Here is a 23945-nt window from a genome sequence, read left to right as displayed (position 1 = left end):
ATGACCAGGCCCTTCCGATTCGCGGTGACCGCGCTGCCGGTGCCGCAGCTCGGCGACTGGGCGAGCTACGCCCGGTCGGTCGAGTCCGACGGTTTCGACGTGCTCGCGCTGCCCGAGAACTATCCGCTGCCCGACGGTTTCACGTCGGCCGCGGTGGCGTTGGGTGCGACGTCGACACTGGAGGTAGCGAACTACGTGGTCGCCTCTCCCCTGCACGACCCGAAGCACGCGGCGTGGCAGGCGCATTCGCTCGCGACGATCAGCGGTGGCCGGTTCCGGTTCGGCATCGGCACGGGCAGGCCCGCCGTGGCCGCCGACGCCGCCGCGCTCGGCGTGCCCTACGGGACGGGCGCCGAGCGCCTGGCACGGGTGGTGGACACCCTCGACGCGCTGGCCGCGCTCGACGGTGCCGGCCACACCCCGGTGCTGATGGCCGCCGGCGGCCCGAAGGCCCTTGCGGTGGCGCGGGAGCGGGCGGACACGGTGGCCGTGGCGACGGCCCCCACCACCACGGCGGAGCGCCTCGCGGAACTCACCGCGCCGCTGCGGGACCGGGTGGAGCTGGCGTGCTCGATCTTCGCGGTGAACGGCATCGCGCCCGACTATGTGAGCGCCTTCGTCGGCACCGACCTCGACGCCCTCCGTGCGGTGGACTCCCCCGCGCTGGTGGACGGCTCGGCGGAGGAGATCTGCGAGACCCTGATCCGCCGCCGCGAGCAGTACGGCTTCTCGCTCATCGCGCTCGGCGGGCACACCCTCGACGCGATGCGCCCGGTGGTCTCGCGCCTGGCCGGCACGTGACACGCCGACGGTGCCCGTCCCCCACGGTCTGGGCGCATGATGGAGGCATGCGCCCAGAACTGAGGTCCGTGCCCGGGGCCACCCCGCGGGGCGTGGTGTTCGGCGGATGCGGGCGAGGAAGCTCTCGTACAGGCCCCGGGCGAGACCGCCGCTGCGGCGCGCGATGACCACCTTGAGGCCGATGTCGCGCGCCTGGGGCAACAGGTCCAGCAGCGGGGCCAGCGGGTTCCCCGCTGCACTGGCGACCAGGTCGTAGTCGTCGACGATCAGGTAGATGTCCGGCCCGGTCCACCAGGAGCGTTCCTTGAGCTGTTGCGGGGTCACATCCGGACCCGGGCACCGTTGTCGGAGCACCTGCACCAGGTGGGTGACCATGGGCGTCAACGCATCCGCCGACGAGGCGTATCCGGCGAGATGATCCCCGTCGACCACGCCGAGCAGCGTGCGCCGGTAGTCGACCAGGACGATCTTCGTCTGCTGCGGGGTACCGCCGGCGACGAGACCGGCGACGATCGTCCGCAGCGTCTCCGTCTTGCCGCATTCGCTGTCGCCGAGCACGAGGAAGAAGGGCTGCGCCTCGAACTGCAGAGTGGCCGCGGCCAGTTCGGATTCGCCCACTCCGAAGACCACGTGCGTGGACGGCGCGTCTCTGCGCACGGGGATCCGGTCGCGGAGCACCCGATCGGGCAGCATCCGGACCTCGGGCGCACGCTCGTCGTACTTGTCCGCGAGCGCGACCACCGCGGCCTCCTGCCCCGCGGGCAGGTCGTCGTCCGTCGTGCAGCACGGCAACGCGACCAGCATGTGCAACTGCTCGGAGGTGATGCCGCGCCCGGGGCGACCCACCGGCACCGAACCGGCTACCCGGCGCCCCATCTCCGAATCCATCGGGTCGCCGAGCCGTAGCTCGATCCTGGTACCCAGCTGGTCCTTCACGGCGGGCCGTACCTCGCCCCACCGGGACGCGGAGATCACCAGGTGCACGCCGTAGGACAGGCCCTGCGCCGCGACGGCGTTGACCTGCGGTTCCAGAGTCTCGAACTCGGTGCGCAGAACCTGCCAACCGTCGATCACCAGGAAGACGTCGCCGAACGGATCCGTGGCCGCCGCCGGGTGGGCGCGGTACTGCGCCATCGACGCGACCCCGTGCTCCCGGAAAGCGGCCTCGCGCCGGCGGATCACTCCCGTCACCTCGGCGACGGTGCGGCGCACCCGATCCGGGTCGAGGCGGCCCGCCACCGACCCGACGTGCGGAATCCCGGACACCGCGGCCAGCGAGCCGCCGCCGAAATCGAGCACGTAGAACTGGACCTGCCGCGGCGTGTGCGTGAACGCCGCCGAGACGATGAGCGTTCGCAGGGCCGTCGACTTGCCGGACTGCGGTCCTCCGACGACCGCGACGTTGCCCTGCGCACCGTTGAGATCCACGACCAGGAGGTCGCGCCGCTGATCGTAGGGCCGGTCGACGACACCGATGGCGACCCGCAGGGGCGTGGAATCGTTGCGGCGCAGATGCTCCGCGAGCTCGCCGACGGCCGCCGATTCGTCGAGCGGCGGGAGCCACACCTCGTGCGCCGGCAGACCGTGCCCGGCCAGGCGGGCCACCATCGTCTGCAGCAACGACGGTGCGCCGTGCACCGGGCCCGAGGCCCCGGCACCCGCGACGGGGTGCGGATCGCCCGGCTGGGCCGGGATCCGCATCAGTCCGTCGGGAAGCCCCGTGCGCCGCCGCTCGATCGGCGCGGGCGCGTTGAGGTACTCGCGCACCGTGGCACTGCCCACCGCGCTGCGCCGCGCCGCCGATGCGGCCGCGACCGGCGGCTCGTACTCCCCCGAGACGTAGCAGGCGTGGAACCTCCGCGGCGGGTCCGCGTCGAACTTCAGGAAGCCCGCTCCCGGCGTCGACGGCAGATGGTAGGCGTCCGGGACTCCCAGCACGGCGCGGGATTCGCTGGCGGAGAAGGTCTTCAATCCGATCCGATAGGACAGGTGCGAATCCAGGCCGCGGAGCTTGCCCTCCTCGAGCCGCTGCGAGGCCAGCAGCAGGTGGATGTGCAGCGACCGCCCGAGCCTGCCGATCGCGACGAAGAGCTCCGCGAAATCCGGCTGCTGCGAGAGCAGTTCGGAGAACTCGTCCACGATCACGACCAGGGCGGGCATCGGATCCAGTGGAGCGCCGGCATGACGGGCCTTCTCGTACTCCCCGACGTTGGCGAAGTTGCCCGCGCGACGCAGCACCTCCTGGCGACGGTTCATCTCGCCGGAGAGCGCGTCGCGCATGCGGTCGACCATCGCGATCTCCTCCTCCAGGTTCGTGATCACCGCGGCGACGTGATGGAGCGATTCGAGACCGAGGAAGGTGGCGCCGCCCTTGAAGTCGACGAGCACCAGGTTCAGCGCCTCGGGCGGGTGCGTGGCGACCATGGACAGCACCAGCGTGCGCAGGAACTCGCTCTTGCCGGAACCGGTGGCGCCGATGCAGAGGCCGTGGGGCCCCATCCCGTTCTCCGCTGCCTCTTTCAGGTCGATCTCGACCGGCTCGCCGCGCGGCCCGACCCCGATCGGCACCCGCAGCCGTTCGCGGGCGGTGCGCTCGCGCCACACCGACTCGGGAGTGATGGTCGCCGCATCGGCGATCCCGATGAGCGCGGGCAGACCCGGATCCGCCGGCCCTGTCTCCCCGTCGAAATCGAGGAGCTCGGCCATGGACGCCGGACGGAACCGGCCGATCCGGCGGGCGGTGACCTGTGCGGCGCCCGCGGTCACCGCGTCCGGCTGCGCGAAGTACTCCACGCCGGCCGCGCTGCGCGCGCCGAGCCGCCGCGACTCGTCGATCACCAGGTGCAGGCCGCTGCGCGCGGCGAGGGAGTCCGGCTCGGGCGACAGGTCGAGGACCGTGACCCCGTCGATCCCCACGGCCGCGTCGAGGACCCCACCGGGCGTCACCGCGATACCGCGGTCCAGCAGGATCACATAGTGCGGGCGGGCGGGGTCCACCGGCGCCGAACGGGCGAACGCGCCGCGCCCCGAGAGGTCGGCGGCGATCGCGTCTTCGAGCTCGGCCGCCGATCCGTACACCGAACGCACCGGGCCGAGGCCGTCGCACTCGACGGGATGCGCCACGTGGGGAAGCCACTTCAACCAGCTCCACTCGGCGGAGTCGACATCGGGCGTCGCGGCCACGATCCGTACGTGATCCGGACCGTGCAGCACGGCGAGCGCCACCAGCATCGCACGCGCGGTGTCGAAGACCTCCGCGCGCGGACCGCTCAGTCCCACGGCCGGGAACCCGCGCAGGGCGACCGCGACGGGCAGCCCCGGCACCGATGCGCCGTACCGCACGAACCGGCGCAAAGCCACCGTCGACACCGGTTCCAGATCCTCCAGCGGCCCGGTCTCCGGCGGCACCAGCCGCGTCGCGAGGCGTTGGCCGCCCACGCCCACGCGCACGTGCAGGAAGTCCGGATCGGCGGGGCGCCGCTCCCACATGCGCCGGGAGCCCACGCATCCGGGCAGCGCCGCGGGATCCGGGTGGATCCATTCGAGGGCGGCGCGCTGCTCGGTCCGCGTGCGATCCACCTGGGTACGGATCTGCCCCAGGTAGCGCAGATAGTCCTTGCGGTCCTCGTTCAGCTCTGCCGCGGAGGCCCCGTTGCCCTGCTTGTTCATCCCGTACATGCCGAACATCGACATCAGCATCATCAGGGGGAACATCATCATGAACGGGCTCTGCATCATGGCGCTGCCCGAGGTGAACATCAGCGCGATCATGCCGATCACCGCGACCACCATGACCACGGGCAGCAGCTTGCCCAGCAGGCCGCCGGGCACGGCGCGAGGGATCTCGGGCGGAGCCTGCAAGGCGACCTCCCCGCCGGGCGTACGGGGCGGCGCGAGTCGCTGCTTGCGTGCGAAACCCTCTGTGACCGGCTCGAAAACCACGTCGGTCGTGTCAGCCACCCTCGGCCTCCCCCGGGAATGCGGCACGCCCCCACGCGCCGTCGTGGCACCACTGTGCACCGCCACGGCGGCGGAGGGCACGGTTTCGGCGAACTTCGCGGGAACGGGAACCGATCACCCCGCTGGTGCGTCCAATCAGTATCGGGCCCTTTCACGGGCACGGGCGAGGGCATGCGAGGGGGCGTTGTGACCGACACCCTGGGGGAGACATCGACCGAGGTGGCGCGGCTCAGTCGCGTCTCGGTGCTGTGCGGCGGATCGCAGGTGGACGTCTCACTGCCGTTGATCACGCCGACGGAAGTGCTGATCCCGGAACTGGTGCGGCTGTTCGGGGATCGGATCGGCGGCTCCGCGGAGTCGGCGTGGTCGCGGCCGTGGCGCCTCGCGCCGGTCGGCGGAGAGCCGCTGCCCGGGCCCCGTACTCCCGCGGACGCCGGCATCACCGACGGTGCGCTGTTGGTCCTGTTCGTGGCCGACGCTCCGCCACCGCCACCGGTCTTCGACGACGTCTTCGACCGCACCGCGGCCGATCTCGTGGTAGGTCGCCGCTGGGACGAGCGCGCCGCGTCGACCGTCGGGCTGGTGGTGCTCGGGCTGGTCACCCTCGCGACGGCGGCGGTCTCGCTCCGGCTGGGCCTCGCGCTCCGCAGCGCCGACGGTGCCCGACCCGCGGTCGATCACGTCTTCGCTCAGCTGTGGTGCGCCGCCGCCACTTTCGCGCTGCTCACCGGCTCGGTGCTGTCCGCGCGGCGCGCCGCGGCCCCCGGACCACTGCCCACCGTCCTCGCGGTGTGTGCGGCCGTGCTGGCGGGCGTCACCGGCGCCCTGGTCGTGCCGCTCGGAGCCGACGGGCGCTACGGACCGGCACATGCCCTGTTGGCCACGGCGATGTCGGCGATCACGGCGCTGGTCGCGATCCGGTTCACCGGCCGCGGCACCGTGGTCCACACCTCCGTGCTCACCGCGGCGGCGCTCGCCGGCCCCGCCCTGTTCACCGCCCTCTGGCTACCGGGCCGCCGTGCGGCCATCGCCGCCACCGTCGCGATCGCCGCCTACCTCGTGCTGGTCTTCGCTGCCCGCATTGCCGCCGTGGCGGCCCGCCTCCCGCTGCCGCACGTCCCCGCCGCGGGCGAGCGGATCGATCCCATCGACGACGATCCGCCGCCCACCGTCGCCGGAATCGGCGCGGTGGCTTCGGGACTCGACGACGAGAGTCCGGAGCGCGAGGCGCCACACCGCTCCGATCTGGCTCAACTCATCTGCACCGGGATCACGGTGGGTGCCGCGGCGGCGGGCACTGTCGCGACCCTTGCCGTCGGCGCCGCGTCGCGCGGGATCCCCGGGCATCAGCTGGCATTCGCCCTGGTGATGGCACTCGCGTTCTGCCTGCGCGGCCGGACGCACGCCGAACCGCTCCAGGCGGGCGCAACGGTGCTCGGCGGCGCGGTGATCGCGATCGGTACCGCGACCAGCCTGGCCTGGGGGTACGGCTCCTGGCCGGTCGTCGGGCTGGTCGGGCTGGCCCTGATCGGCGCCCTCGCGCTCGCGTGCGGCACCGTCGCCCCCACGATCGTCTTCAGCCCGGTGCAGCGTCGCCTCGCGGAACTCGGCGAGTACCTGACGATCGCCGCCGCGGGCCCGCTGCTGGGATGGGTGTGGGACGTGTACTCGACCGTCCGGAACCTCTGATGGGCAGGCGCATCCGGGCCACGACGGCCGCGGCCCTGCTGGCTCTGGCGGTACCCACCGTCTCCGGCGGGCCCGCATCCGCCGACCCGCCACCCGACGGAGCGCCACGCGGTCCGGTCGCACCACTGGCACCGACGGTGCAACGCACCCAGTGCAACAGTCTTCGCACGCAGCCCGGAACCGATTACAGCCGTGCCGATCACGTCGCGCGGTCGTTGCGATTCGACCTGGCGTGGCGGTTCACCCGGGGCGAGGGGCAGAAGGTCGCGGTGATCGACACCGGCGTCAGTCCGCACCCGCGGCTCGGCGAGGTGATCGCCGGCGGAGACTACGTCTCGTCGGGCGACGGGCGCGACGACTGCGATGCCCATGGCACGGCGGTCGCCGGGATCATCGCGGGGCGGCCGGCGCCGAACGACGCCTTCGCGGGCGTCGCCCCGGCGGCGTCGATCATCGCGATCCGCCAGGCCAGCGCCGCCTTCGAGCCCCAGCAGCGGGGCGTCAACAGCCACGGCAATGTCACCACCATGGCCTACGCGGTGGTCCGGGCCGTCGATCTGGGCGCCACCGTCATCAACATCTCGGAGGTCGCCTGCGGCGGCTCCACCGCCGCCCTGGGCGACGACGCGCTCGGGCGCGCCGTGCGGTTCGCGGCCGAGCGGAACGTGGTGGTGGTCGCGGCGGCCGGCAACGTCGGCTCCGGGAGCGCGTGCGCCGAACAGAACACCGAGCCGGCAGCGCCGGTGACCTTCGCATCGCCGGCCCGGTTCGCCGACCACGTGCTCGCCGTCGGAGCCACCGAGCCCGACGGCCGCGCCGCGCAGTTCTCCCTCGCCGGCCCGTGGGTCTCCGTCGCCGCACCCGGCACCGACGTGACCACTCTCGAACCACGCGGGACCGGCCTCGCCAACGCCCAGACGACCCGCTCCGGCGTCACGCCGCTGGCCGGGACCAGCTACGCCGCACCGTACGTGGCCGGTGTCGCCGCGCTCGTCCGGGCACGCTTCCCCCAGCTGAGCGCCGCACAGGTGCGCGCCCGGATCCTCGCGACGGCCCGCAGCTCAGCGGGGACGAGCGGGGCGGGCATCGTCGATCCGGTGGCCGCGGTGTCCGCGGCGCTTCCGGGCGAAGCACCGACACCCGGGCGCCTCGAGGTCACCGCCGGTCCGGCGCCGGACACGCGTCCCCGCACGGTCGCGCTCGCCGGGGTCGCGCTGGTGCTGGTTGCCGCGATCGGTGCGTGCCTCGCGCGTCGCTGAGGATCAGCGCGAGACCGAGATCGGCGTCCCGTCACGGGTGACCGACGCCGCACTGCGCGTCAAGTCCGGCCCTGCGGGGATCGCGGACAGCACGGACCAGGCCACCGGTCGCGGCTTGTGCTTGAGCCCCAGGATCTGTGCCGTCTCGCTGTTCGGAATGCCGAAGCGCACACCCGAATCGGAGACGTAGAAGAGTCCGTCCCGCCGTTCCCCACCCGGCTCGGCCGCCACGACGTACTCGCCCGATCCGGACGGGATCGCCGCCGCGTCCAGCGCGTCACCGGAGCCGTCGGCGCCGGCCAGGGTCACGGGTGCCGCGGAACCGGGAGTGCTGCGGAACGTGCGCAACTCGACCGCGCCGCCGCCCTGCCCGTCCGCCGACGCGGCGGCGCAGGCCACCGGTGCGTCCCGTACCGTCCGGAGCGCGGGCCGCCGATCGGGCAGGCCGCCCACCGGGACCGAGCGGCGGACCGCGGCCGCCGCGATCGTGGACGCGGGCACGGTTCCGATCGGCGCGCCCGCCGGATCCCCTGCGCGGATCAGGTCGGCCGCCCACTCGCCCACCGGCTGCACGCCGTCGGCGAGCACCACGTACAACCGGTCACGATCGGTATCCGCGACCCGGACGACGTCGGCGACCCGCGTCCCGGTGATCGCGGACGACGGCTGGCCCCGGCTCGGGATCACGGGGACCGCGACCGGGTCGATCGACGCGAAGGCGTTGAGCAGGTGCGCGCTGACAGCACGCGGCGCGGCACCGTCGAGCCCGGCGACGCGACGCACCACCGGATCCGCCGGATCCACCGCGGCGCGCACACCGCGGAACAACAGGAAGTGCTCGTCCCCTCGCCGGACGAGGATCGCGCCGTCGTCGGCGCCGCCCTCGTCGACCGACGAGACCATCGTGTCGAGCGAATCCCGCGCAGTGGGCTTGTCCGACGGGGCCGGCCGCGTCCGGTCGCAGAGCAGCCACGGCACGGCCCCGTCGTTCCACGCGGAGACCGGGCCGAGGATCTGCGCCGGCGCACCGACGATCCCGACCTCCGGCCCCCTCCGGAATGCGCTGAGCCGCTTGTCCTTGACGGAGGTGGGTCGCGCGGCCTCACCCACGACCAGGCGCGCCGAGGCGAGGCCGGTGACGGGATGGAGCACGTCGTCCGCCCGGACGTACAGGGCACCGGACTCCTTGGCGAGCACGATCTTCGCGTCGCCCACGGCGCCCTGTGGGCGCAGGAGCGCCAGGACACCGCAGGCGCCGGTGACCACGAGCGCGAGGACCAGTCCGACGATGAGCGAACGCGACTGCGAGGCCATCGGGTCGGAGATCATGCGCGGATCACGCCGCAGCAGAGCGTGGTCCATCCGGCGAAGGATGAATCGATAGCCGCTGACCTGCGCGCGTGTGGTCAATTGCTTGCGCATGAAGCCGCCCTCCCCCAAGGTGCGTGCCGACCGCTTCCCCCGAAGCGATCGTCGTAGCGGCCAGAATACGGTACTTTCGGCGCACGGCAGCACGTTTCGGGGGAGACGGCCGCGCCATCACAGGGGGAGACCGCATGGTTCACGGAACTCGATCGACCGGACTCGTCGCGCCGGGGCGGTGGCACCGCGCCGCCTGGCCGAGTACCGGCGCCGTACTGCTCGCCGAGGCCGCCGCGGCGTCCGCGGGGCTCGGCACCGCCGCTCTCGACGGCCCGCACTGGGCCGCCGCCACCGCGGCGCTCGCCGTCGGGGCGGGCACGCTGCTCCGCGTCCGCGGCACCTCGGCGGCGGAGTACGCCGCGGACCGACTGGGGATCCGCGCCACGGCACGTTCGCACGCGGGCACCGCGCCATCGCCCGTCGGCGGGGAGGTCGGGGCGCGTCGCACCGATCGCCTCCTGACGATCTTCGTGCGGTTGGCACCGTCGGCACCGCAGCTGGTGGGGATGTCGCGCAGAGAGGATCCGGCGGTCCCGCTGGGCGCTCTCGCCGCACTGCTGCGGCACGCCGACACGCCCGCGGACCGCATCGACGTTCTCCTCGCGGGTGGCAGAGTGCCGGGCGAGCCGCCGGCGCCACGCATGCGCTACCAGCAGCTCCTCGGACCGTTGCGCCGCTGGGCCGCCGCCGACGTGCTCGTGGCGGTCACCATCGATCCCGCCGACTGCGCGGCCGCGTGCGTCCGTCGCGGCGGTGGGCCCGAGGCCGAGTTGCGGGTGGCGGCGCTCGTGGCGCAGCGCGTCGTCGATGTCCTGTCCGCGCGGGGGATCTCCGCCCTGCCCCTGACTCCCGCCGAGACCGCACAGCTCGGCCCGACCGTGCCCGCCGATGCCGTCCCGTGCGATCCTGAGGCGCTCGCGAACGGCGATCTCGCCGAACTGTTCACGGCCGACGCCCCCGGGCGAGCGGGACTCTCCGTGCGCGCCGATGCGGGCGGCGGGATCCGGCTCAACGCCTGGAGATCGCCGGACGCCACCGACGCCCGGCCCGCCCGCGGCGCCCGCGACGTGGCCGGGCCCGAGGATTCCCTCGAGCGCCTGCACCTCCCGCGCGGGGGATGCGGCCAGATCCTGGGGTCGGACGCGACCGGCGGGCCGGTCTCGGCGCGCCTGCACGGCCGCGGCGTGCGCACCGTCTGGGCCGCCGTCGCCGACGATCCGGCCCGGCAGCTCGTGGAGCGAGCCGTCGCCACCGGGGCGCGCGTGCTGATCGTGACCGGCCGGCCCGCGATGTGGCAGCCGCTGGTCTCGTGGGTGGGATCGCCGCGGCACCTCTGGGTCTCGGGATGGCGGTATCCGCAGCAGGACGCCGGCGTTGCGCACGCCGACTACACGGTGACGGTCCTGGACGGCACGGCCTCCGGCCTGCCTCCGGGCTCGCTCGAGCCCTCGGGCACCGTCTGGCGGATCGAGCAGGCCGGGATCTCCCCCGTGACCGAGGCGGACGTCGTCGTGAGCCAGCCGATGCCCGGAATGCTCACCGTGCGCACCGACGGCGCCGCGGCCACCCTTCGCCTCGTGGCGTAGGGGGCCGCGGACGCGGAAACGGGTCCGGCGGCCGCGAAGCCGCCGGACCCGTCCTCCGCCTGCCTGGACCGGGTTACGCCCAGCCCGCCGCGGCCTGCGAGTTGGTCTGCTGCATGGACACCACCGCGTTCTCCGCGGCGGTCTTGACCCGCGTGAGCAGGTCGTTGATGTCCTCGAAGCTGGTGTTCCACCGCGTCTGCACCGCCTGGTAGGCGGTCGCGGAGTCCGGATCCTCCCACGCGGACGCGAACTTGTTCTGCTCGGAACGGATCGCGTCGGCCTGCTGCATCAGGATCGTGGTGCGCTGCGCGATGTCGTCGAGCGCGCCCCGGATCGTGGCGTAGTCGTAGCGGATCATGTCGCTCATGGTGTGGTCCCCCTAGGTCTTGTCGGATGCGATCAGAGGCTCAGAGCCTGGATGTCGGAGGAGTTCTGGTCCTCCTGCGTGCGGTAGCTGTTGGTGTTGCCCGACAGCATGGTGCTGATGTCGACGAGTGCGGCGTTCACCTTCGCCGCGCTCTCGTCCCATCGGGCCATCACGCCGAGGAAGGCGACCTGGGCCGCACCGGCCCACACCCCTTGCGTCGCCTCCACATCGCCGCGCAGCTGGCCGAGGGTCGTCTTCATCTGCGCCCCCAGATCGTCCAGCGTGTCCGCGCCGGTCTTCATCGCCGCGAGTTCGGCCTTGGTCCCCATGTCGTGCTCCTCCCCGCCGGACGTGCCGGCACGTCTCGGCCGCACCGGAATGGTGCGTGCCGTCCCCCGGTCACGGCGTCCAGCCGCCGCCGGGAAGTTCCTCGCAAGCGCGCCGCAGCGCCCTGCCGATCCGGTGCGCGCTGCCCTCGGCGACGGAGATCCACGTCCCCGCATCCGGTTCGCCCGCCGTCCGCACCACGACCCGCCCCGCGGGCGAATCGATCACCGCCACCACGGATCCGCAGCGGTGCGCGCCCGCGTGCACGGTGAACTCCACGCTGCGCCGCGAGCGGGCGAAGACCCGCCCGATCAGGCGAGCTGCGTCCGCGTCCACTCCGATCGCGCGCAACGCCGCAGCGATCTCCCCCTCGTCGCCCGCTCGCAGGGCCGCACGCCCCGCCTCCGCGGGAAACGACGCCGCCACCGCGGGATCCGCCGGCGATGCGGTGCCCAGCACCGGAGCCACGAGCACCGCCAGGCGGTCGGCCGTGCCGTCGCAGTGCGGCAGGTCGACGGTGGCGGTGCCCGCGGCCCGTACCACCCGCGCGGTGAGATGCCCCGAGCGGGCGAGACACAGCCGGGCGTCCATCGTGCCCGTGGCCCTGGCTTCGATCCGCACCTGAGGCGCTGAGAGCACCTCCAGGGCGGTGATCTCATCGCCGTCGAGCTCGCCACCGGCGGCGGGTTCGTCCGCGATCGGCCCCGGTCCGCGCCGCGGGTCGGGCGGCGTCCAGAGCACGGCCGGCACCTCGGTACCGAAGCGCGCGCTCAGCTCCGCCACGGATCGCGTGTTCACAGCTCCTCCGCTGCGGTCTCGCCGTGGGATCCGAGCACCGCCGGAGCGGCATGGATCACGAAGGCGTCCGGTTCGTCGTCGAAGCCCTCCGCCGGTGTGGCGCCGGACGAATGGACCGCGTGCTTCCCCGCTGCCGCCGCACCTGCGGCGCCGAGCATGCCCGCGGGCATCATCGGGAAGCCGCGTCCACCGGCCGCCGGTGTGGTCGATGGCGCCGCGACGGGCCTGCCGCCGCTCGCCTGGTCCCGCTGCACCGCGCCGATCGGAAAGGCCGAGAGCGGGGCGGCGGGCACTCCGGACGCGCCGCCGCCACGGCCTGCACCGGCGCCCGCGCCCGACCCCTTGTCCTTGGCGGGCTTGTTCCGCGAACCCGGCACCTTCGGCGGTGCCGCGAACTCCCACGGCGCCCGCAGCGGTTCCGCGGCACGTTCGAAGCCGACCATGACCGCCGCGGCCGTGCCGTGCGCCTGCTGCTCCGCACGCTCGGAATCCACAGCGGCGCCGACGAGCGCCGCGAGAGCCGGATCCGCGCCGCCGGCGGCCGCGGCGGCCTCAGCGTTCTCCCGGTCCGTCCGCATCCTGGTCGCGTCCGCGACCGAGGGCATCGCCCGCGCCGCGGTCTCGTACGCGGCGGCCTGACCGGCGAGTTTGGCCGCGTACTCCGCGAGATCCGCCGAGTGCCGGGCCAGCCATCGTGCGTACTCGGGGAGCGGCCCCGTCCGCCGGACGGCTGCATCCTCCCGTCCCAGATCGACAGCACCGTCGAGCCGGACGACGAGACGGTCCAACTGGATCGCGGCGGCGCCGTACGCGGAAGCGAGCCGCGCCGTCTCCTGTGCGGCCGTGGTCAGCGGATGCACGCCCGCCGCGCCCAGCAGATCACCCGCGAGCCGCTCCGTGCTGCGCGAGAACCAGTCGACGCCGGTGAACCCCGGATCGCTGCGCACCGTCAGACCGCCAGGCCCAGGGTGCCGGCGAGCTCCGCATCATCGCGCTGTACAGCAGTGACGTGGCCGGAAACGGCCTCCCCGAGCCGCCGTAGATCGGCGGCCGCCGTGGTCGCGGCGCTCAACTGCGCCTCCCCCATTCGGCGCGCGGTGTGCGCCACCGCCTGCGAGACCTCGTCGTGGCCCGTGGCGGCGGGCGCTGCGTGCGCCTCGAACCGCTTCTGCGCGCCGCGCAGGTCCTCGACGATCCGCTCGATGCCGCGCGCGATCTCCCGCGCCTCGTGCGGATCCATGCTCAGCTTGGTACCGGTCACGTCGTCCACTCCCCCCGAAGTTCCTTCTATCCATTAGACGCACCGGCGAGCGGCACGGTTCCCCTTCTCTTACAGGCGCAGTTCCACATCCGGCTCGTACGATTCGGCGGGGAGCGCGTCGCCCACCACCTGCGGACCGACGATCGGCAGGTCACCGAGGACGCTCTCGCCGTTGTCGCTGGTCACGAGGTAGTCCGGAACGCTGTGATCGCTCGCCGCCGCACCGCGCGCCCCTGCGGCGCCCGCCGCACCCATCGGCATCATCGGCGCCATTGCACTCCGCGCCAACACATCCGAGGAGGCGGGGATCGTCCGCGCGCCGCCGTCGGCGACCGGAGTCCGCGCCGCGGGCGCGCTCGACTGCGGCTGCGCGAGCGCCGTCGCCGCCGCACCCACCCCGCCTCCGATGCCGGCTCCGCCGCCGACTCCGGAACCGCCCACGACCCCGGTTCCGTTGGCGGCCACCGGAGTGGTCGCCGGGAAGCCGTCCTTGGGGGACTCGCCCACGTCTGCGGCATCGTCCTTCTCCGCGGAGGTCTCGGCGAGTCCGCTCAGCGCCTCCCCCGCCGAGGCGGCGACTCCGACCGCGGTCTTGACCGCGCCGGACACCGTATCGGTGGCGAGCTTGGCGACACCTGTCACCGCTCCCGTCACCGCCGAGACGACGCCGGGTACGATCGCGGCGGCGGCCTGTGCGGCCGTGGTCGCGGCCGTCGTCGGCGGCGAGGCGACCGGGACCTTGCGGCCGGCCGCGCCCACTTGCGCGCTCAGAGCGGCCAATTGGCTCTTCGTCCGGGTCACGACCTCGGTGGCGTGCGCGAGGTGCTCCTGCGCTGCGGCGACGGCCGCGGCCTGGCCCGGTGGGAGCCACAGCGACGGGCCGAGCGCGGAGATCACGGCCATGAAGGAGTCGATGATCGCCTGCAGCTCGGCCTCGCCGGTGCCGACGACGGTCGCCGCCTCGCCCACCGCCGTGGACAGCTCCGCCCCCTGCTCCGCCGCCAGCCCGGTGCCGGTAGCGGCCTCCACACTCTTCCCGGTGGCCGCAGTGGCCGCGGGGCCCTGCCAGACCGACGAGAGCTGGCTGATCGCCTGCATGCCCGCGGACACACCCTGTTCGAGCGCCTTCGACGCCCCGGACAGCGCTGCGGACGGATCGAGCCCTTCGAAGCTGCCCGAGCCGAAGGTCGAGAGCAGATCCGTCATCGGTTTGACCAGACCGGCGACATCGAACCCCGGGACCTGCGGCGCTTCCGGTACGCCCTTCGGCGGCGCCGGGAGTTCCTGCTGCGGCGGCTTGTCGGGCGCCGTTGGCACCGGCGGTAGTCCGAGAGCGGCGAGCACCTCGTTCACCGGCCGATCGAGAAGGGCGCGGATCTCCGGATCGAGCGCCGCATCGGGCGCGGCCGGGGCCGCCGGATCGGCCGCGGGATCGGCCACCGTCAGATCCCCGCGGCACTCAGCCCGGCGACGTTCGCCGCCTCCGTGGCGCCGTAGGCCGCGACCGTGGCCGCCGATGACGACGCGATCGCGCCGTACAGGACCGCCAGCTCCGCCACGGACTCCACATGGACGGCCTGCGCCGCGGTGAAGGCCGCGAGGAAGTCCTGCCCGATGAGGCCGAGCGCCGGATTCAGCGCCGCGACGTTCGCCGCCGCGTCCACGGAACCCGCCGTCGCGACCGCTGCCCCGATCCCGGCATGGGCGGCTCCGAAGGCCGCGATCGCCGAATTGACCGCCAAGAACATTGCTCTCCCCCATCATCTGCGGCGGGCCCGGTGCGAAGAGCCCTCATGAATTGGACGCACCAGCTGCGGAATCGGATCCCGATTCCCTTCCGGCCCGCACTCAGCCCGGTGCGAACTCCGCGTGGAAGCGCTCCATCACCGCGGCGCGGCGCGCCTGTACCTCGCGTGCCGCCACCGCGCACACGTCGACGATGCGCCGGCCGAGGACTGCGCCATCGGACGCGCACGCCGCGGGCGTGAGCGTGAGACCGACCAGCGCGCACACACCGTCGAGCTCCACGCGGATCGCGCCGTCCGGGCTGGACACCGCCACCCGGACCTCGTCGAGCTCCGTACTCGCGCGGCGGAGCACCCGGAGCTGTTCGTGGGCGCGGGCCTCGATCCGGTCCATCTCCGCGTTCATCACGCCCTCCGCAGCCAGGTGCCGACCACGTCCTCGGCCACCGCCTCGGCCTCCGCGACCGGTTCCGGTAGCCGCATGGCGCGCACCACGTCCGCACCGACGCCGGCGCGCTCCAACTCCGCCCGGCGGCGCAACCCGGCGGTGATCGCCGCCTGACGGCACAACCGCACGATGGCGTCGGCGAGGTCCTGCGGCTCGCGGCGCAGCTCCGTCCGCTCGATCGCGATCTGCAGCGGCGTGCCCTGATCATTGGCGCGCACCCGTAGCCCGCCGTTCGCGGATGTGGCGATCGTCATCTCTCCCCCTTCATGGTTCAGTCCTCCTGCACCGTGCCGACGGCGCGTTCGCACGCCCCGGCCAGCGGAGCCGCCGAGCGCCCCGCCTCACAGCCGACGCTCAGCTGGGCCGCCCCCGCGACCACGACGTACCAGTCCACGAAGCGCTCGGCGTCGATCCGTTCGCGGTAGCCGATCACTTCGCGTCCGCCGACGCGCGTACTGGGATTCAGGTCGCTGATGCGCTGGTCGGATCGCCGTCCGAGGGCCGCCTCCAGATCGGCCGCGACCGCCGCGGTGTCCGACGGGGCGCGCAGCCGCGTCCGGACCACGGTGACGCGGCGTCCGTCGCCCGCCTCCGCGAGCCGCCGGTCCGGGCCGGGTTCGGTGACCGCCCACTCCCGGGGCAGGTCCACCGAGGCACCGTCGAAGGCGACGCGGACGAAACTCTCCGCGGGCGGCGCGGGCCTCTCCGGCGCCGACGGGACCGACTCCGGCAGGCACGCCACGGCGCTCGCCGCGACCACGCCGACGGTCCCGGCCCCCGCGACGAGCAGCGGCCACCTCCGCCGAGCCCGATGCCCGATCGCTCGTTCCGGCGGTTCGCGGGACGGAGGACCGGACGCCTCCGGCTCCCGCTCCGGCGCGGTGACGGCGAGGACGTCCTCCGGGTCGACGCGCACCACGCGCCACAGCCCCGCGGTCGCCAGGGCGGCGCGAACCGTGCGGTAGGCCTCGGGCGGACCGTCGACGAGGGCCTGGTCGATGTCATCGTCGAAGACCACGCGCGCAGCGCGAACGGGATCCGGATGAGAGGCGGCGGCAACGGCCCGCCAGGCGCCGTCGGTGAGCGCGAGGACGTGCGCCTGCGCGATCGGCCCGCGGCACTCGAGGACCAGCGCCCGGCGGCAGTACAGCACGCCGCCGGTACGGACCAGGGCCTCCGCCCGGGGAAGGATGCTCGCGGCGACGCCGAGCGATCCCGCCGCGGCCTCGATCAGGCTGCGGCGAGGAGCGCCGAAAACACTGGGGGCGAGCACGACCCAGGACCGCGACGGTGCGCTGCCGCTCACCGCATCCGTGAGCCACTGCGACCACCGGCGGGCGGCGAGTGCGGGCGCGGCGAACTCGTCCACCTCCGCCGGCGCGAGCACCGACCGCACGGCGCCGTCCGGCCCGCGTACGTACCATTTATCCCCCGCGCAATCGATGACGATGCGCTCCGGGTCCCCCAACCCGATCATGCGGGGAGATTAGCGCGCGGCGGACTCCACCGGGGCGGCTTCGGCGGATTCGCGCTTGCGGGCGCGGCGGCGGGAGATCACGGTGACCGCGATGGGGATGATGATCGTCAGTGCGGAGCCGATGAACAGCACCTCGAGGTTGTTCCGCAGCAGCGGGATCCCGCCGAGGAAGTAGCCCAGCAGCACGATGCCGTCGCACCACAGGACCGAGCCGAGCACCGAGAACAGCGTGAACTTCCGGTGATCCATCTTCGAGAAGCCGGCCAGCACCGGCACCAGCGTGCGGACGATGCCGATGAACCGGGCGAAGAGCACCGTGAACGGGCCGTACTTGTCGAAGAAGGCGTAGGTCTTGTCCACCGGGCCCTGCCCGATGAAGTTCATGATCCTGCCGCGCATCACCTTCGGCCCGGCGTACCGACCGAGGGCGTAGCCGCACTGGTCGCCGATGATCGCCGCGATCGGCAGGAACAGCAACAGCTGCCACAGGTGCGCGAAGGGCTGCGGCTGCGCCGCGAAGATGCCCGCGGTGAACAGGATCGAATCCCCCGGGAAGATGAATCCCACGAGCAGGCCGGTCTCGATGAAGATCAGCAGCACCAGGCCGATCAGGCCCGCGGAGCCGAGGAAGCCGGTGACGTCGAAGGGGTTCACATCAGCCGAGTATCCACGCGGTGGGCATCGCGATCATGAACTGCGGGCGAACGGCGTCCCAAGCTCCGTCAGTCGCCGCAGCAGCCGCCCGCGCCCGTCCCGGCACCGTCGACCTCGCGCTTCTCGCGGGTGACCCGGTTGCGCTCGGCGAGCTCGTCGTCCGCGGGGTAGTCCACCCGCACCAGGGTCAGCCCGCACGCGGCGGCCACGTTGATCGCGCTGGAGCGCTCGCGCTCCTCGAGGAGCCCGGCCACCCAGTCGGCGGACCGTCGACCCTCCCCGACCGCGGCGACCGCCCCGACGAGGGAACGCACCATCGACCAGCAGAAGGCGTCGGCGCAGACCTGCGCCGTGAACACCCCGTCATCGCCCTGCGACCAGGAGAAGCGCTGCAGCTCGCGGACCGTGGTCGCGCCCTCGCGGCGGCGGCAGAAGGCGGCGAAGTCGTGCAGGCCCAGCAGGCGGTCGCTCGCCTCCTGCATGCGCTCCAGATCGACGGGCCGCCGCCATGGCGCGGTATCGCGGGCGCGCAGCGGGTTCGCGCCGAAGGGGGCGTCGGTGAGGCGGTACTCGTAATGGCGGCGCAGCGCCGAGAAGCGGGCGTCGAACTCCGCGGGCGCCTCGGTGATCGCCGTGACCCGCACGTCCTGCGGGAGCATCCGCGCGAGCCGGCGTACCAGACCGTCCGGCAGCGCGACATCGGTGTCGAGGTGCGCGACCTGCCCCGTCGCGTGCACGCCCGCGTCGGTGCGGCCCGCGACGGTGAGCTGCACCTCCGTGCGCAGCACCGTGCCGATCGTCTCCTCCAGCACGCCGCACACCGTCCGGCGCTCGGGCTGGCGGGCCCAGCCGCTGAAGTCGGTACCGTCGTAGGCGATGTCGAGGCGATGGCGAGTCATATCGCCGTCAGACTCTACCGGGGCGAGGCCGGTGCCAGGCCCGCCGCCAGGCCGTCCAGGTAGCGCGTGAGGGCGGTATCGAGCAGCACGTCGGCGTCGTACGGGTAGCTGGTGTGCAGCATCTCCGCCATCGCCGGGAAGCGGTCGGCGGGCGCCACCGCGCGCAGTTCGCCCAACTGCGTGTCGATCCACTCGTCCTCGGTGACGCCCGTGGCGGCGCGGTCGGCGAGTTCCGGCTCGATCGTCGCGCCCAGGCCCCGCACCAGGTTCAGCAGGCACAGGTACTCCGTGAACGCCGCGCGCGGCGGCAGGCCCGCGGAGCGCAGCGCGCCCAGCAGGTGCTCCGACATCGGCATCGCGCCGGGCATCACCGACGGGCGGGTCATCGACATCGCCGCAGCCAGCCAGGGATGCGTCTTCATGGCCTCCCACAGGGCGCGGAGCACCGCCTCGACGTCCTCCCGCCACGCGGCGGTGCGGGGCGGCAGGTCCAGCTCTCCGAGCACGCGGTCCAGCATCGCCGCCTGCAACTCGTCGCTGCTGGGCACGTACCGGTACACGGCCATCGTCGGGATCTCCAGGGCCGCCGCGAGCCGCCGCATCGACACGGCCTGCAGCGATTCGGCGTCGGCGATCGCGATGGCCGCGGCGAGCACGTCGGCCGTGGTCAGCTCCGGGGCGCGCGGGCGGTCCGGACGCCGGACCACGCTGCCGCGGCCCGGGGCCGAGTCGATCAGCCCGTCGGCCTGCAGCAGAGCGAGCACCTTCGAGGCGGTGGCCATCGCCACCCCGTGATCGCGCATGATCGCCCGGGTCGACGGTGCGCGGTCCCCCGGCCGCAGCCGGCCCGACGCGATGCGCTCGCGTAGCACCGCAGCGATCTCCTCGGCACGGGTCACGGCAGCGCCGATGCACTAGTGCACTTCTTGCTTATTTCCACGTCAACACTGTAGCGCGATGCACTCGATACGGCGTACGTTCGCACTATGAATCAGCTTCGAATCCTCATCAGCGGCGCGTCCATCGCCGGTCCCGCCGCAGCCCTCCTCCTCGCCCGCCAGGGCCACCGCGTCACGATCGTCGAACGCGCACCGTCGCTCCGGGCGGGCGGGCAGACCGTCGACCTGCGCGGCGCGGGCCGCACCGTCGTCGACCGCCTCGGTCTCGGTCCCGCCACCACTGAGCGGCTGCTCGACCAGCGCGGCCTCGTCAAGGTCGACGCCCGCGGGCGACGCGGCGCGACCATGCCCGTCGAGGCCTTCGGCGGCAACGGCGTCGTCTCCACCCACGAGATCCTGCGCGGCGACCTCGCCGAGGTGCTCGTCGGCGCCGTTCCCGACGACGTCGAGTACCTGTGGGACGACACCGTGACCGCGATCGAGCAGAACGGCGACGTCGCGCGCGTCGACTTCGAGACCGCGCCGCCCCGGGAGTTCGACCTCGTCATCGGGGCCGACGGCCTCGGCTCCGCCGTGCGGCGCGCCGCCTTCGGCCCGGACGCTGCCGCGCTCGTCCCGATCGGCCTGCGGTACGCCTGGTTCACCGCCGAGATCGACGAGGACACCCGCGGCTGGTACCTCATGCACACCGCACGCCGCGGCCGCGTGGTCTCGGTGCGGCCGTCGCGCACCGACGGCAGCGTCAAGGCCGGTCTCGCGATCCGCGGCACCGACGCGCGGCGACTGAGCCGAGAGGAACAGTTCGCGCTGTTCGAGCGGGAGTTCGCGGACCTCGGCTGGGTGACCCCGCAGCTGCTGCGCGCCATGCGCACCGCCGACGACTGGGCCTACCAGGACCTCGCGCAGGTGAAACTCGACGCGTGGACCCGCGGCCGCGTCGCTCTCGTCGGCGACGCCGGCTACTGCCCCACCCCGCTCACCGGCCTCGGCACCACCCTCGCGCTCGTGGGCGCCTACGTCCTCGCCGGCGAGCTCGGGCGGGCGGGCGGTGACGTGCCCCGCGCGCTGGCGCGGTACGACGCCGTGATGCGGCCCTTCGTCCGGCCGGCGCAGGAGCTGCCGCCCGGCAGCCCGTCCGGATTCGCGCCGATGGGCCGGATCGGCATCGCGCTCGGCGACCTCACGTACCGCACGGCGACGACATGGCCGATGCGGCTGGTCTGGGCGGCACAGTTCGGAAAGGCCGACGGGATAGACCTGCCCGCGTACGCCTGAGCGGCTACCGTCGGGACGATGACCGTGACCGCGCAGACCGTGACCGTGACCAGTGATCTCCCGCCCGCCATGCTGTTCGCCGCGCTCACCCGGCCCGCGGTCCACGCGGCCGCCGACGGCTCCGGGATGCTCCGCGGCGTCTCCGCCGACAGCCCCGAGACGATCACGGGTGTCGGCGACGTCTTCGGCATGGAGATGACCGCCGAGGACGGGCGGGAGTACTCGGTGGACAACCACGTCACCGTCTTCGAGCCGGACGCCCGCATCGCGTGGCTGCCCGCCGGCCGCGGGAAGGAGCCCGTCGGCGTCGAGTGGACCTGGGAGTTCATCCCCGAAGGCGACGGGACCCTCATCGCCGTGACCTGTGACTGGTCGCGCGTGACGAACGAGGCCTATCTCGCGCGGTTCACCCTGCCGCGGGTGTCGGTGGAGAAGGTGCGAGCCACCGTCGACTCGGTGATCGCGCTTCTCGGTTGAAAGATCTCCGTCGCCGCTCCGAACCCGCGGTCGGAACACGCCGCACAGGGGGTTCGAGCGGTGATCTGTGCAACGACGAAGCCCGCCACCTGCGATGCAGGTGGCGGGCTCGCGTGCGTGGGTGACTACTCCGAGTCGGAGGCGTCCTCCTGCTGCGACGGCGGCAGCGAGTAGCCGGCGGCCTCGGCCGCGGCCTCGTCGGCGAACCAGATCTCGGCGACCGTCGAATCGAAGAAGCGGGTACCGGGACGGTGGTACAGCTTCGAATCGGCGTTGCCCTTGATCGGGAAGCCCTCGGGAGCCTCGTTCACGTCCTCCAGCGGCGCGTGCGCACCGGCGGGAAGGTCGGAAGCCGACTCCTCGGCGATCTCCGCAGCCTCGACGGCGGCGGACTTGGCAGCGGCCTGCGAGGCAGCGACGCGGGTGGCGCGCGAGGCCTCGGTGGCGGCGAGCTGCTCGGTCACGATCTCGATGACCGCCATGGGGGCGTTGTCGCCCTTCCGGTTCTCGGTCTTGATGATCCGGGTGTAGCCGCCCTGACGGTCGGCGACGGCCGGAGCGATCTCCGCGAACAGCACGTGCACGACGTCCTTGTTGCGGATCTCCTTCATGACCTCGCGGCGATTGGCCAGCTTGCCGTGCTTGGCATGGCTGATCAGCTTCTCCGCGTAGGGACGCAGGCGCTTGGCGCGGGACTCGGTGGTCTCGATGCGGCCGTGCTCGAAGAGCGCAGTCGCGAGGTTCGCCAGAATGTGCTTCTGGTGCGAGGCCGAGCCGCCCATGCGGGCGCCCTTAGTGGGCCTAGGCATTGTTTCTCCTGTGGGTGGTTAAAAGAAGAGCTCGGGTCAGAGCTGCTCGGTCTCGGCGTAGTCCTGATCGTCACCGTCGCCCGAGAACGACGGCTCGTCGCTCCAGGTGCCGGTGGCGGGGTCGTAGCCGTCGACCTGCGACGGATCGAACGACGCGGGGCTGTCCTTGAGGGCCAGACCCAGCGCGTGCAGCTTGACCTTGACCTCGTCGATCGACTTCTGACCGAAGTTACGGATGTCGAGAAGATCGGACTCGGTGCGGGCCACGAGCTCGCCCACGGTATGCACACCCTCGCGCTTGAGGCAGTTGTACGAGCGCACCGTCAGGTCGAGGTCCTCGATCGGCAGCGAGAACGCCGCGATGTGGTCGGCCTCGGCCGGCGACGGCCCGATCTCGATGCCCTCGGCCTCGACGTTGAGCTCGCGGGCCAGGCCGAAGAGCTCGACCAGGGTCTTGCCGGCCGAGGCCAGCGCGTCCCGCGCGGTCATCGAGTTCTTGGTCTCGACGTCCAGGATCAGGCGATCGAAGTCGGTGCGCTGCTCGACACGGGTCGCCTCGACCTTGTAGGTCACCTTGAGCACGGGCGAGTAGATCGAGTCGACCGGGATGCGGCCGATCTCGGCGCCCGACGCCTTGTTCTGCACGGCCGGCACGTAGCCGCGGCCCCGCTCGACGACGAGCTCGATCTCGAGCTTGCCCTTGTCGTTCAGGGTGGCGATGTGCAGGTCGGGGTTGTGGACGGTGACCGACGCCGGGGGGACGATGTCGCCCGCGGTGACGGCGCCCGGCCCCTGCTTGCGCACGTACATGGTGACCGGCTCGTCATCCTCCGACGAGACGACCAGGCCCTTGAGGTTCAGGATGATGTCGGTGACATCCTCCTTCACGCCGGGGACCGTGGTGAACTCGTGCAGCACACCGTCGATGCGGATGCTGGTCACGGCCGCGCCCGGGATGGACGACAGCAGCGTGCGGCGGAGCGAGTTGCCCAGCGTGTAACCGAAGCCCGGCTCCAGCGGCTCGATGATGAACTTCGAGCGCGCGTCGGAGATGACCTCTTCGCTGAGGGTGGGTCGCTGCGAGATGAGCATTGAGTATTCCTTCTCTCTGGGCGTCCGCTATTTGACGCCCGTAGAGGGCCGCCGGCGATCTGCCGGCGGCCCGTACTACTTACTTCGAGTAGTACTCGACGATGAGCTGCTCCTGGAACGGAACGACGATCTGCTCACGCTCGGGCACGCGGTGCACGAGGATGCGCAGGGTCGACGGAACCACCTGGAGCCACGCCGGGGCGGTGCGCTCGCCGAGGGTCTCACGCGCGATCTGGAACGGCGTGGTGCCGAGCGACTTCGGGCGGACGTCGATGATGTCGTACTGCGAGACGCGGTACGAGGGCACATCCACGCGGACGCCGTTCACCGTGAAGTGACCGTGGGTCACCAGCTGGCGGGCCTGGCGGCGAGTACGCGTCAGGCCGGCGCGGTACACGACGTTGTCGAGACGGGTCTCGAGGATCTGCAGCAGGGCGTCACCGGTCTTACCGGTGGCGGCCTTCGCCTCCTTGTAGTAGCGGGAGAACTGCTTCTCCATCACGCCGTACATGAAGCGGGCCTTCTGCTTCTCCTTGAGCTGCAGGAGGTACTCGGACTCCTTGATCCGCGCGCGGCCGTGCTGGCCGGGCGGGTACGGACGACGCTCGAACGCCTCGGAACCGCCGACGAGGTCGACGCCCAGACGACGGGACTTACGGGTGACAGGGCCGGTATAACGAGCCATGGTTTCTCTCTCCTA

The 23945-nt window shown here is 72.8% G+C and carries 23 protein-coding genes and 1 pseudogene; 6 read left to right on the top strand and 18 right to left on the bottom strand.

Translation table 11 applies throughout. From position 1 onward, the window contains the following. On the top strand, window positions 1–801 hold the full coding sequence (locus FK268_RS25325) for an LLM class flavin-dependent oxidoreductase (protein ID WP_146435855.1): 801 nt from the start codon (window positions 1–3) through the stop codon (window positions 799–801). On the opposite strand, the pseudogene eccCa reads toward FK268_RS25325, so the two are convergent. Next, window positions 790–4743, bottom strand: a pseudogene (gene eccCa, locus FK268_RS14175) (type VII secretion protein EccCa); the annotation flags it as partial. The gene FK268_RS25325 and the pseudogene eccCa sit on opposite strands and share 12 nt — an antisense overlap. Before the next feature lie 204 nt (window positions 4744–4947). On the opposite strand from eccCa, the gene eccD reads away from it, so the two are divergent. Beyond that, window positions 4948–6450 carry a type VII secretion integral membrane protein EccD gene (gene eccD, locus FK268_RS14170; RefSeq protein ID WP_158636118.1) on the top strand — a complete coding sequence of 501 codons (1503 nt, stop codon included), beginning with the start codon at window positions 4948–4950 and terminating at the stop codon, window positions 6448–6450. Beyond that, a complete protein-coding gene (mycP, locus tag FK268_RS14165) occupies window positions 6450–7709 on the top strand; it encodes a type VII secretion-associated serine protease mycosin (RefSeq protein ID WP_146435093.1) in 1260 nt (419 codons plus the stop codon). The genes eccD and mycP overlap by 1 nt, the downstream gene beginning before the upstream one ends. A gap of 3 nt (window positions 7710–7712) precedes the next feature. Here mycP and eccB read toward each other — a convergent pair whose 3' ends face one another. Then, window positions 7713–9131 carry a type VII secretion protein EccB gene (eccB, locus tag FK268_RS14160; RefSeq protein WP_146435090.1) on the bottom strand — a complete coding sequence of 473 codons (1419 nt, stop codon included), beginning with the start codon at window positions 9129–9131 and terminating at the stop codon, window positions 7713–7715. 134 nt (window positions 9132–9265) lie between these two features. Here eccB and FK268_RS14155 point away from each other — a divergent pair, with 134 nt between their 5' ends. Continuing rightward, a complete protein-coding gene (locus tag FK268_RS14155; RefSeq protein ID WP_146435087.1) occupies window positions 9266–10717 on the top strand; it encodes a type VII secretion protein EccE in 1452 nt (483 codons plus the stop codon). Window positions 10718–10790: 73 nt separating this feature from the next. On the opposite strand, the gene FK268_RS14150 is transcribed toward FK268_RS14155, so the two are convergent. From FK268_RS14150 to FK268_RS14095, 13 genes are all read right to left on the bottom strand, one after another. Then, a complete protein-coding gene (locus FK268_RS14150; protein WP_146435084.1) occupies window positions 10791–11084 on the bottom strand; it encodes a WXG100 family type VII secretion target in 294 nt (97 codons plus the stop codon). A gap of 32 nt (window positions 11085–11116) precedes the next feature. Continuing rightward, window positions 11117–11413 carry a WXG100 family type VII secretion target gene (locus FK268_RS24245; protein ID WP_158636117.1) on the bottom strand — a complete coding sequence of 99 codons (297 nt, stop codon included), beginning with the start codon at window positions 11411–11413 and terminating at the stop codon, window positions 11117–11119. A gap of 70 nt (window positions 11414–11483) precedes the next feature. Continuing rightward, window positions 11484–12209, bottom strand: coding sequence for an ESX secretion-associated protein EspG (locus FK268_RS24240; RefSeq protein ID WP_158636116.1), 726 nt, complete (start codon window positions 12207–12209; stop codon window positions 11484–11486). Further along, on the bottom strand, window positions 12206–13156 hold the full coding sequence (locus tag FK268_RS14135; protein WP_158636115.1) for a PPE domain-containing protein: 951 nt from the start codon (window positions 13154–13156) through the stop codon (window positions 12206–12208). Before FK268_RS14135 ends, FK268_RS24240 begins: the two co-directional genes overlap by 4 nt. A 2-nt stretch (window positions 13157–13158) precedes the next feature. Further along, window positions 13159–13470: a PE domain-containing protein gene (locus tag FK268_RS14130; RefSeq protein ID WP_146435073.1), complete on the bottom strand. Its 312-nt coding sequence runs from the start codon at window positions 13468–13470 to the stop codon at window positions 13159–13161. Window positions 13471–13539: 69 nt separating this feature from the next. Beyond that, complete coding sequence (locus FK268_RS24235) at window positions 13540–14910, bottom strand: WXG100 family type VII secretion target (protein WP_158636114.1); 1371 nt, start codon at window positions 14908–14910, stop codon at window positions 13540–13542. Window positions 14911–14912: 2 nt separating this feature from the next. Continuing rightward, complete coding sequence (locus tag FK268_RS14120; RefSeq protein WP_146435070.1) at window positions 14913–15218, bottom strand: hypothetical protein; 306 nt, start codon at window positions 15216–15218, stop codon at window positions 14913–14915. Between the two features lie 100 nt (window positions 15219–15318). Next, on the bottom strand, window positions 15319–15621 hold the full coding sequence (locus tag FK268_RS14115) for a YbaB/EbfC family nucleoid-associated protein (RefSeq protein ID WP_158636113.1): 303 nt from the start codon (window positions 15619–15621) through the stop codon (window positions 15319–15321). Continuing rightward, window positions 15621–15917, bottom strand: a complete 297-nt coding sequence (locus FK268_RS24230; protein ID WP_158636112.1) for a hypothetical protein — start codon at window positions 15915–15917, stop codon at window positions 15621–15623. Before FK268_RS24230 ends, FK268_RS14115 begins: the two co-directional genes overlap by 1 nt. Window positions 15918–15934: 17 nt before the next feature. Further along, window positions 15935–17140 (bottom strand): type VII secretion-associated protein, encoded by a 1206-nt coding sequence (locus FK268_RS14110; RefSeq protein WP_146435064.1) that lies wholly within the window; start codon window positions 17138–17140, stop codon window positions 15935–15937. A 9-nt stretch (window positions 17141–17149) separates the two neighbouring features. Further along, window positions 17150–17794 (bottom strand): DedA family protein, encoded by a 645-nt coding sequence (locus FK268_RS14105; protein ID WP_146435061.1) that lies wholly within the window; start codon window positions 17792–17794, stop codon window positions 17150–17152. Window positions 17795–17862: 68 nt separating this feature from the next. Then, window positions 17863–18693 carry a tRNA pseudouridine(38-40) synthase TruA gene (truA, locus tag FK268_RS14100; protein WP_146435058.1) on the bottom strand — a complete coding sequence of 277 codons (831 nt, stop codon included), beginning with the start codon at window positions 18691–18693 and terminating at the stop codon, window positions 17863–17865. Window positions 18694–18707: 14 nt separating this feature from the next. Further along, window positions 18708–19592 carry a GntR family transcriptional regulator gene (locus tag FK268_RS14095; RefSeq protein WP_146435055.1) on the bottom strand — a complete coding sequence of 295 codons (885 nt, stop codon included), beginning with the start codon at window positions 19590–19592 and terminating at the stop codon, window positions 18708–18710. Between the two features lie 87 nt (window positions 19593–19679). Here FK268_RS14095 and FK268_RS14090 point away from each other — a divergent pair, with 87 nt between their 5' ends. After that, on the top strand, window positions 19680–20867 hold the full coding sequence (locus FK268_RS14090; RefSeq protein ID WP_146435052.1) for an FAD-dependent monooxygenase: 1188 nt from the start codon (window positions 19680–19682) through the stop codon (window positions 20865–20867). Between the two features lie 18 nt (window positions 20868–20885). Beyond that, entirely contained in the window at window positions 20886–21344 is a 459-nt protein-coding gene (locus tag FK268_RS14085) for an SRPBCC domain-containing protein (RefSeq protein WP_146435049.1), read from the top strand. A 125-nt stretch (window positions 21345–21469) separates the two neighbouring features. Here the strand turns inward: FK268_RS14085 and rplQ are convergent, their stop codons facing one another. From rplQ to rpsD, 3 genes are all read right to left on the bottom strand, one after another. Then, a complete protein-coding gene (gene rplQ / locus FK268_RS14080; protein ID WP_146435046.1) occupies window positions 21470–22153 on the bottom strand; it encodes a 50S ribosomal protein L17, sunset domain variant in 684 nt (227 codons plus the stop codon). Window positions 22154–22189: 36 nt separating this feature from the next. After that, window positions 22190–23245, bottom strand: a complete 1056-nt coding sequence (locus FK268_RS14075; protein WP_146435043.1) for a DNA-directed RNA polymerase subunit alpha — start codon at window positions 23243–23245, stop codon at window positions 22190–22192. A gap of 79 nt (window positions 23246–23324) precedes the next feature. Next, a complete protein-coding gene (rpsD, locus tag FK268_RS14070) occupies window positions 23325–23930 on the bottom strand; it encodes a 30S ribosomal protein S4 (RefSeq protein ID WP_068532986.1) in 606 nt (201 codons plus the stop codon). Between the last annotated feature and the right edge of the window lie 15 nt (window positions 23931–23945).

It is taken from the genome of Tsukamurella sputi (genome assembly GCF_007858445.1).
In the GTDB taxonomy this organism is placed as follows: Bacteria; Actinomycetota; Actinomycetes; order Mycobacteriales; family Mycobacteriaceae; genus Tsukamurella; species Tsukamurella sputi.
This window is presented reverse-complemented; position numbering and strand designations above follow the sequence as displayed.

Bases quoted from the DNA above. Each gene is read 5' to 3' on its own strand.
- FK268_RS25325 (WP_146435855.1), top strand. From the start codon at position 1: ATGACCAGGCCCTTCCGATTCGCGGTGACCGCGCTGCCGGTGCCGCAG.
- mycP (WP_146435093.1), top strand. From the start codon at position 6,450: ATGGGCAGGCGCATCCGGGCCACGACGGCCGCGGCCCTGCTGGCTCTG.
- eccB (WP_146435090.1), bottom strand. From the start codon at position 9,131: ATGCGCAAGCAATTGACCACACGCGCGCAGGTCAGCGGCTATCGATTC.
- FK268_RS14155 (WP_146435087.1), top strand. From the start codon at position 9,266: ATGGTTCACGGAACTCGATCGACCGGACTCGTCGCGCCGGGGCGGTGG.
- FK268_RS14150 (WP_146435084.1), bottom strand. From the start codon at position 11,084: ATGAGCGACATGATCCGCTACGACTACGCCACGATCCGGGGCGCGCTC.
- FK268_RS24245 (WP_158636117.1), bottom strand. From the start codon at position 11,413: ATGGGGACCAAGGCCGAACTCGCGGCGATGAAGACCGGCGCGGACACG.
- FK268_RS14120 (WP_146435070.1), bottom strand. From the start codon at position 15,218: ATGTTCTTGGCGGTCAATTCGGCGATCGCGGCCTTCGGAGCCGCCCAT.
- FK268_RS14115 (WP_158636113.1), bottom strand. From the start codon at position 15,621: ATGAACGCGGAGATGGACCGGATCGAGGCCCGCGCCCACGAACAGCTC.
- FK268_RS24230 (WP_158636112.1), bottom strand. From the start codon at position 15,917: ATGACGATCGCCACATCCGCGAACGGCGGGCTACGGGTGCGCGCCAAT.
- FK268_RS14110 (WP_146435064.1), bottom strand. From the start codon at position 17,140: ATGATCGGGTTGGGGGACCCGGAGCGCATCGTCATCGATTGCGCGGGG.
- truA (WP_146435058.1), bottom strand. From the start codon at position 18,693: ATGACTCGCCATCGCCTCGACATCGCCTACGACGGTACCGACTTCAGC.
- FK268_RS14090 (WP_146435052.1), top strand. From the start codon at position 19,680: ATGAATCAGCTTCGAATCCTCATCAGCGGCGCGTCCATCGCCGGTCCC.
- FK268_RS14085 (WP_146435049.1), top strand. From the start codon at position 20,886: ATGACCGTGACCGCGCAGACCGTGACCGTGACCAGTGATCTCCCGCCC.
- rplQ (WP_146435046.1), bottom strand. From the start codon at position 22,153: ATGCCTAGGCCCACTAAGGGCGCCCGCATGGGCGGCTCGGCCTCGCAC.
- FK268_RS14075 (WP_146435043.1), bottom strand. From the start codon at position 23,245: ATGCTCATCTCGCAGCGACCCACCCTCAGCGAAGAGGTCATCTCCGAC.
- rpsD (WP_068532986.1), bottom strand. From the start codon at position 23,930: ATGGCTCGTTATACCGGCCCTGTCACCCGTAAGTCCCGTCGTCTGGGC.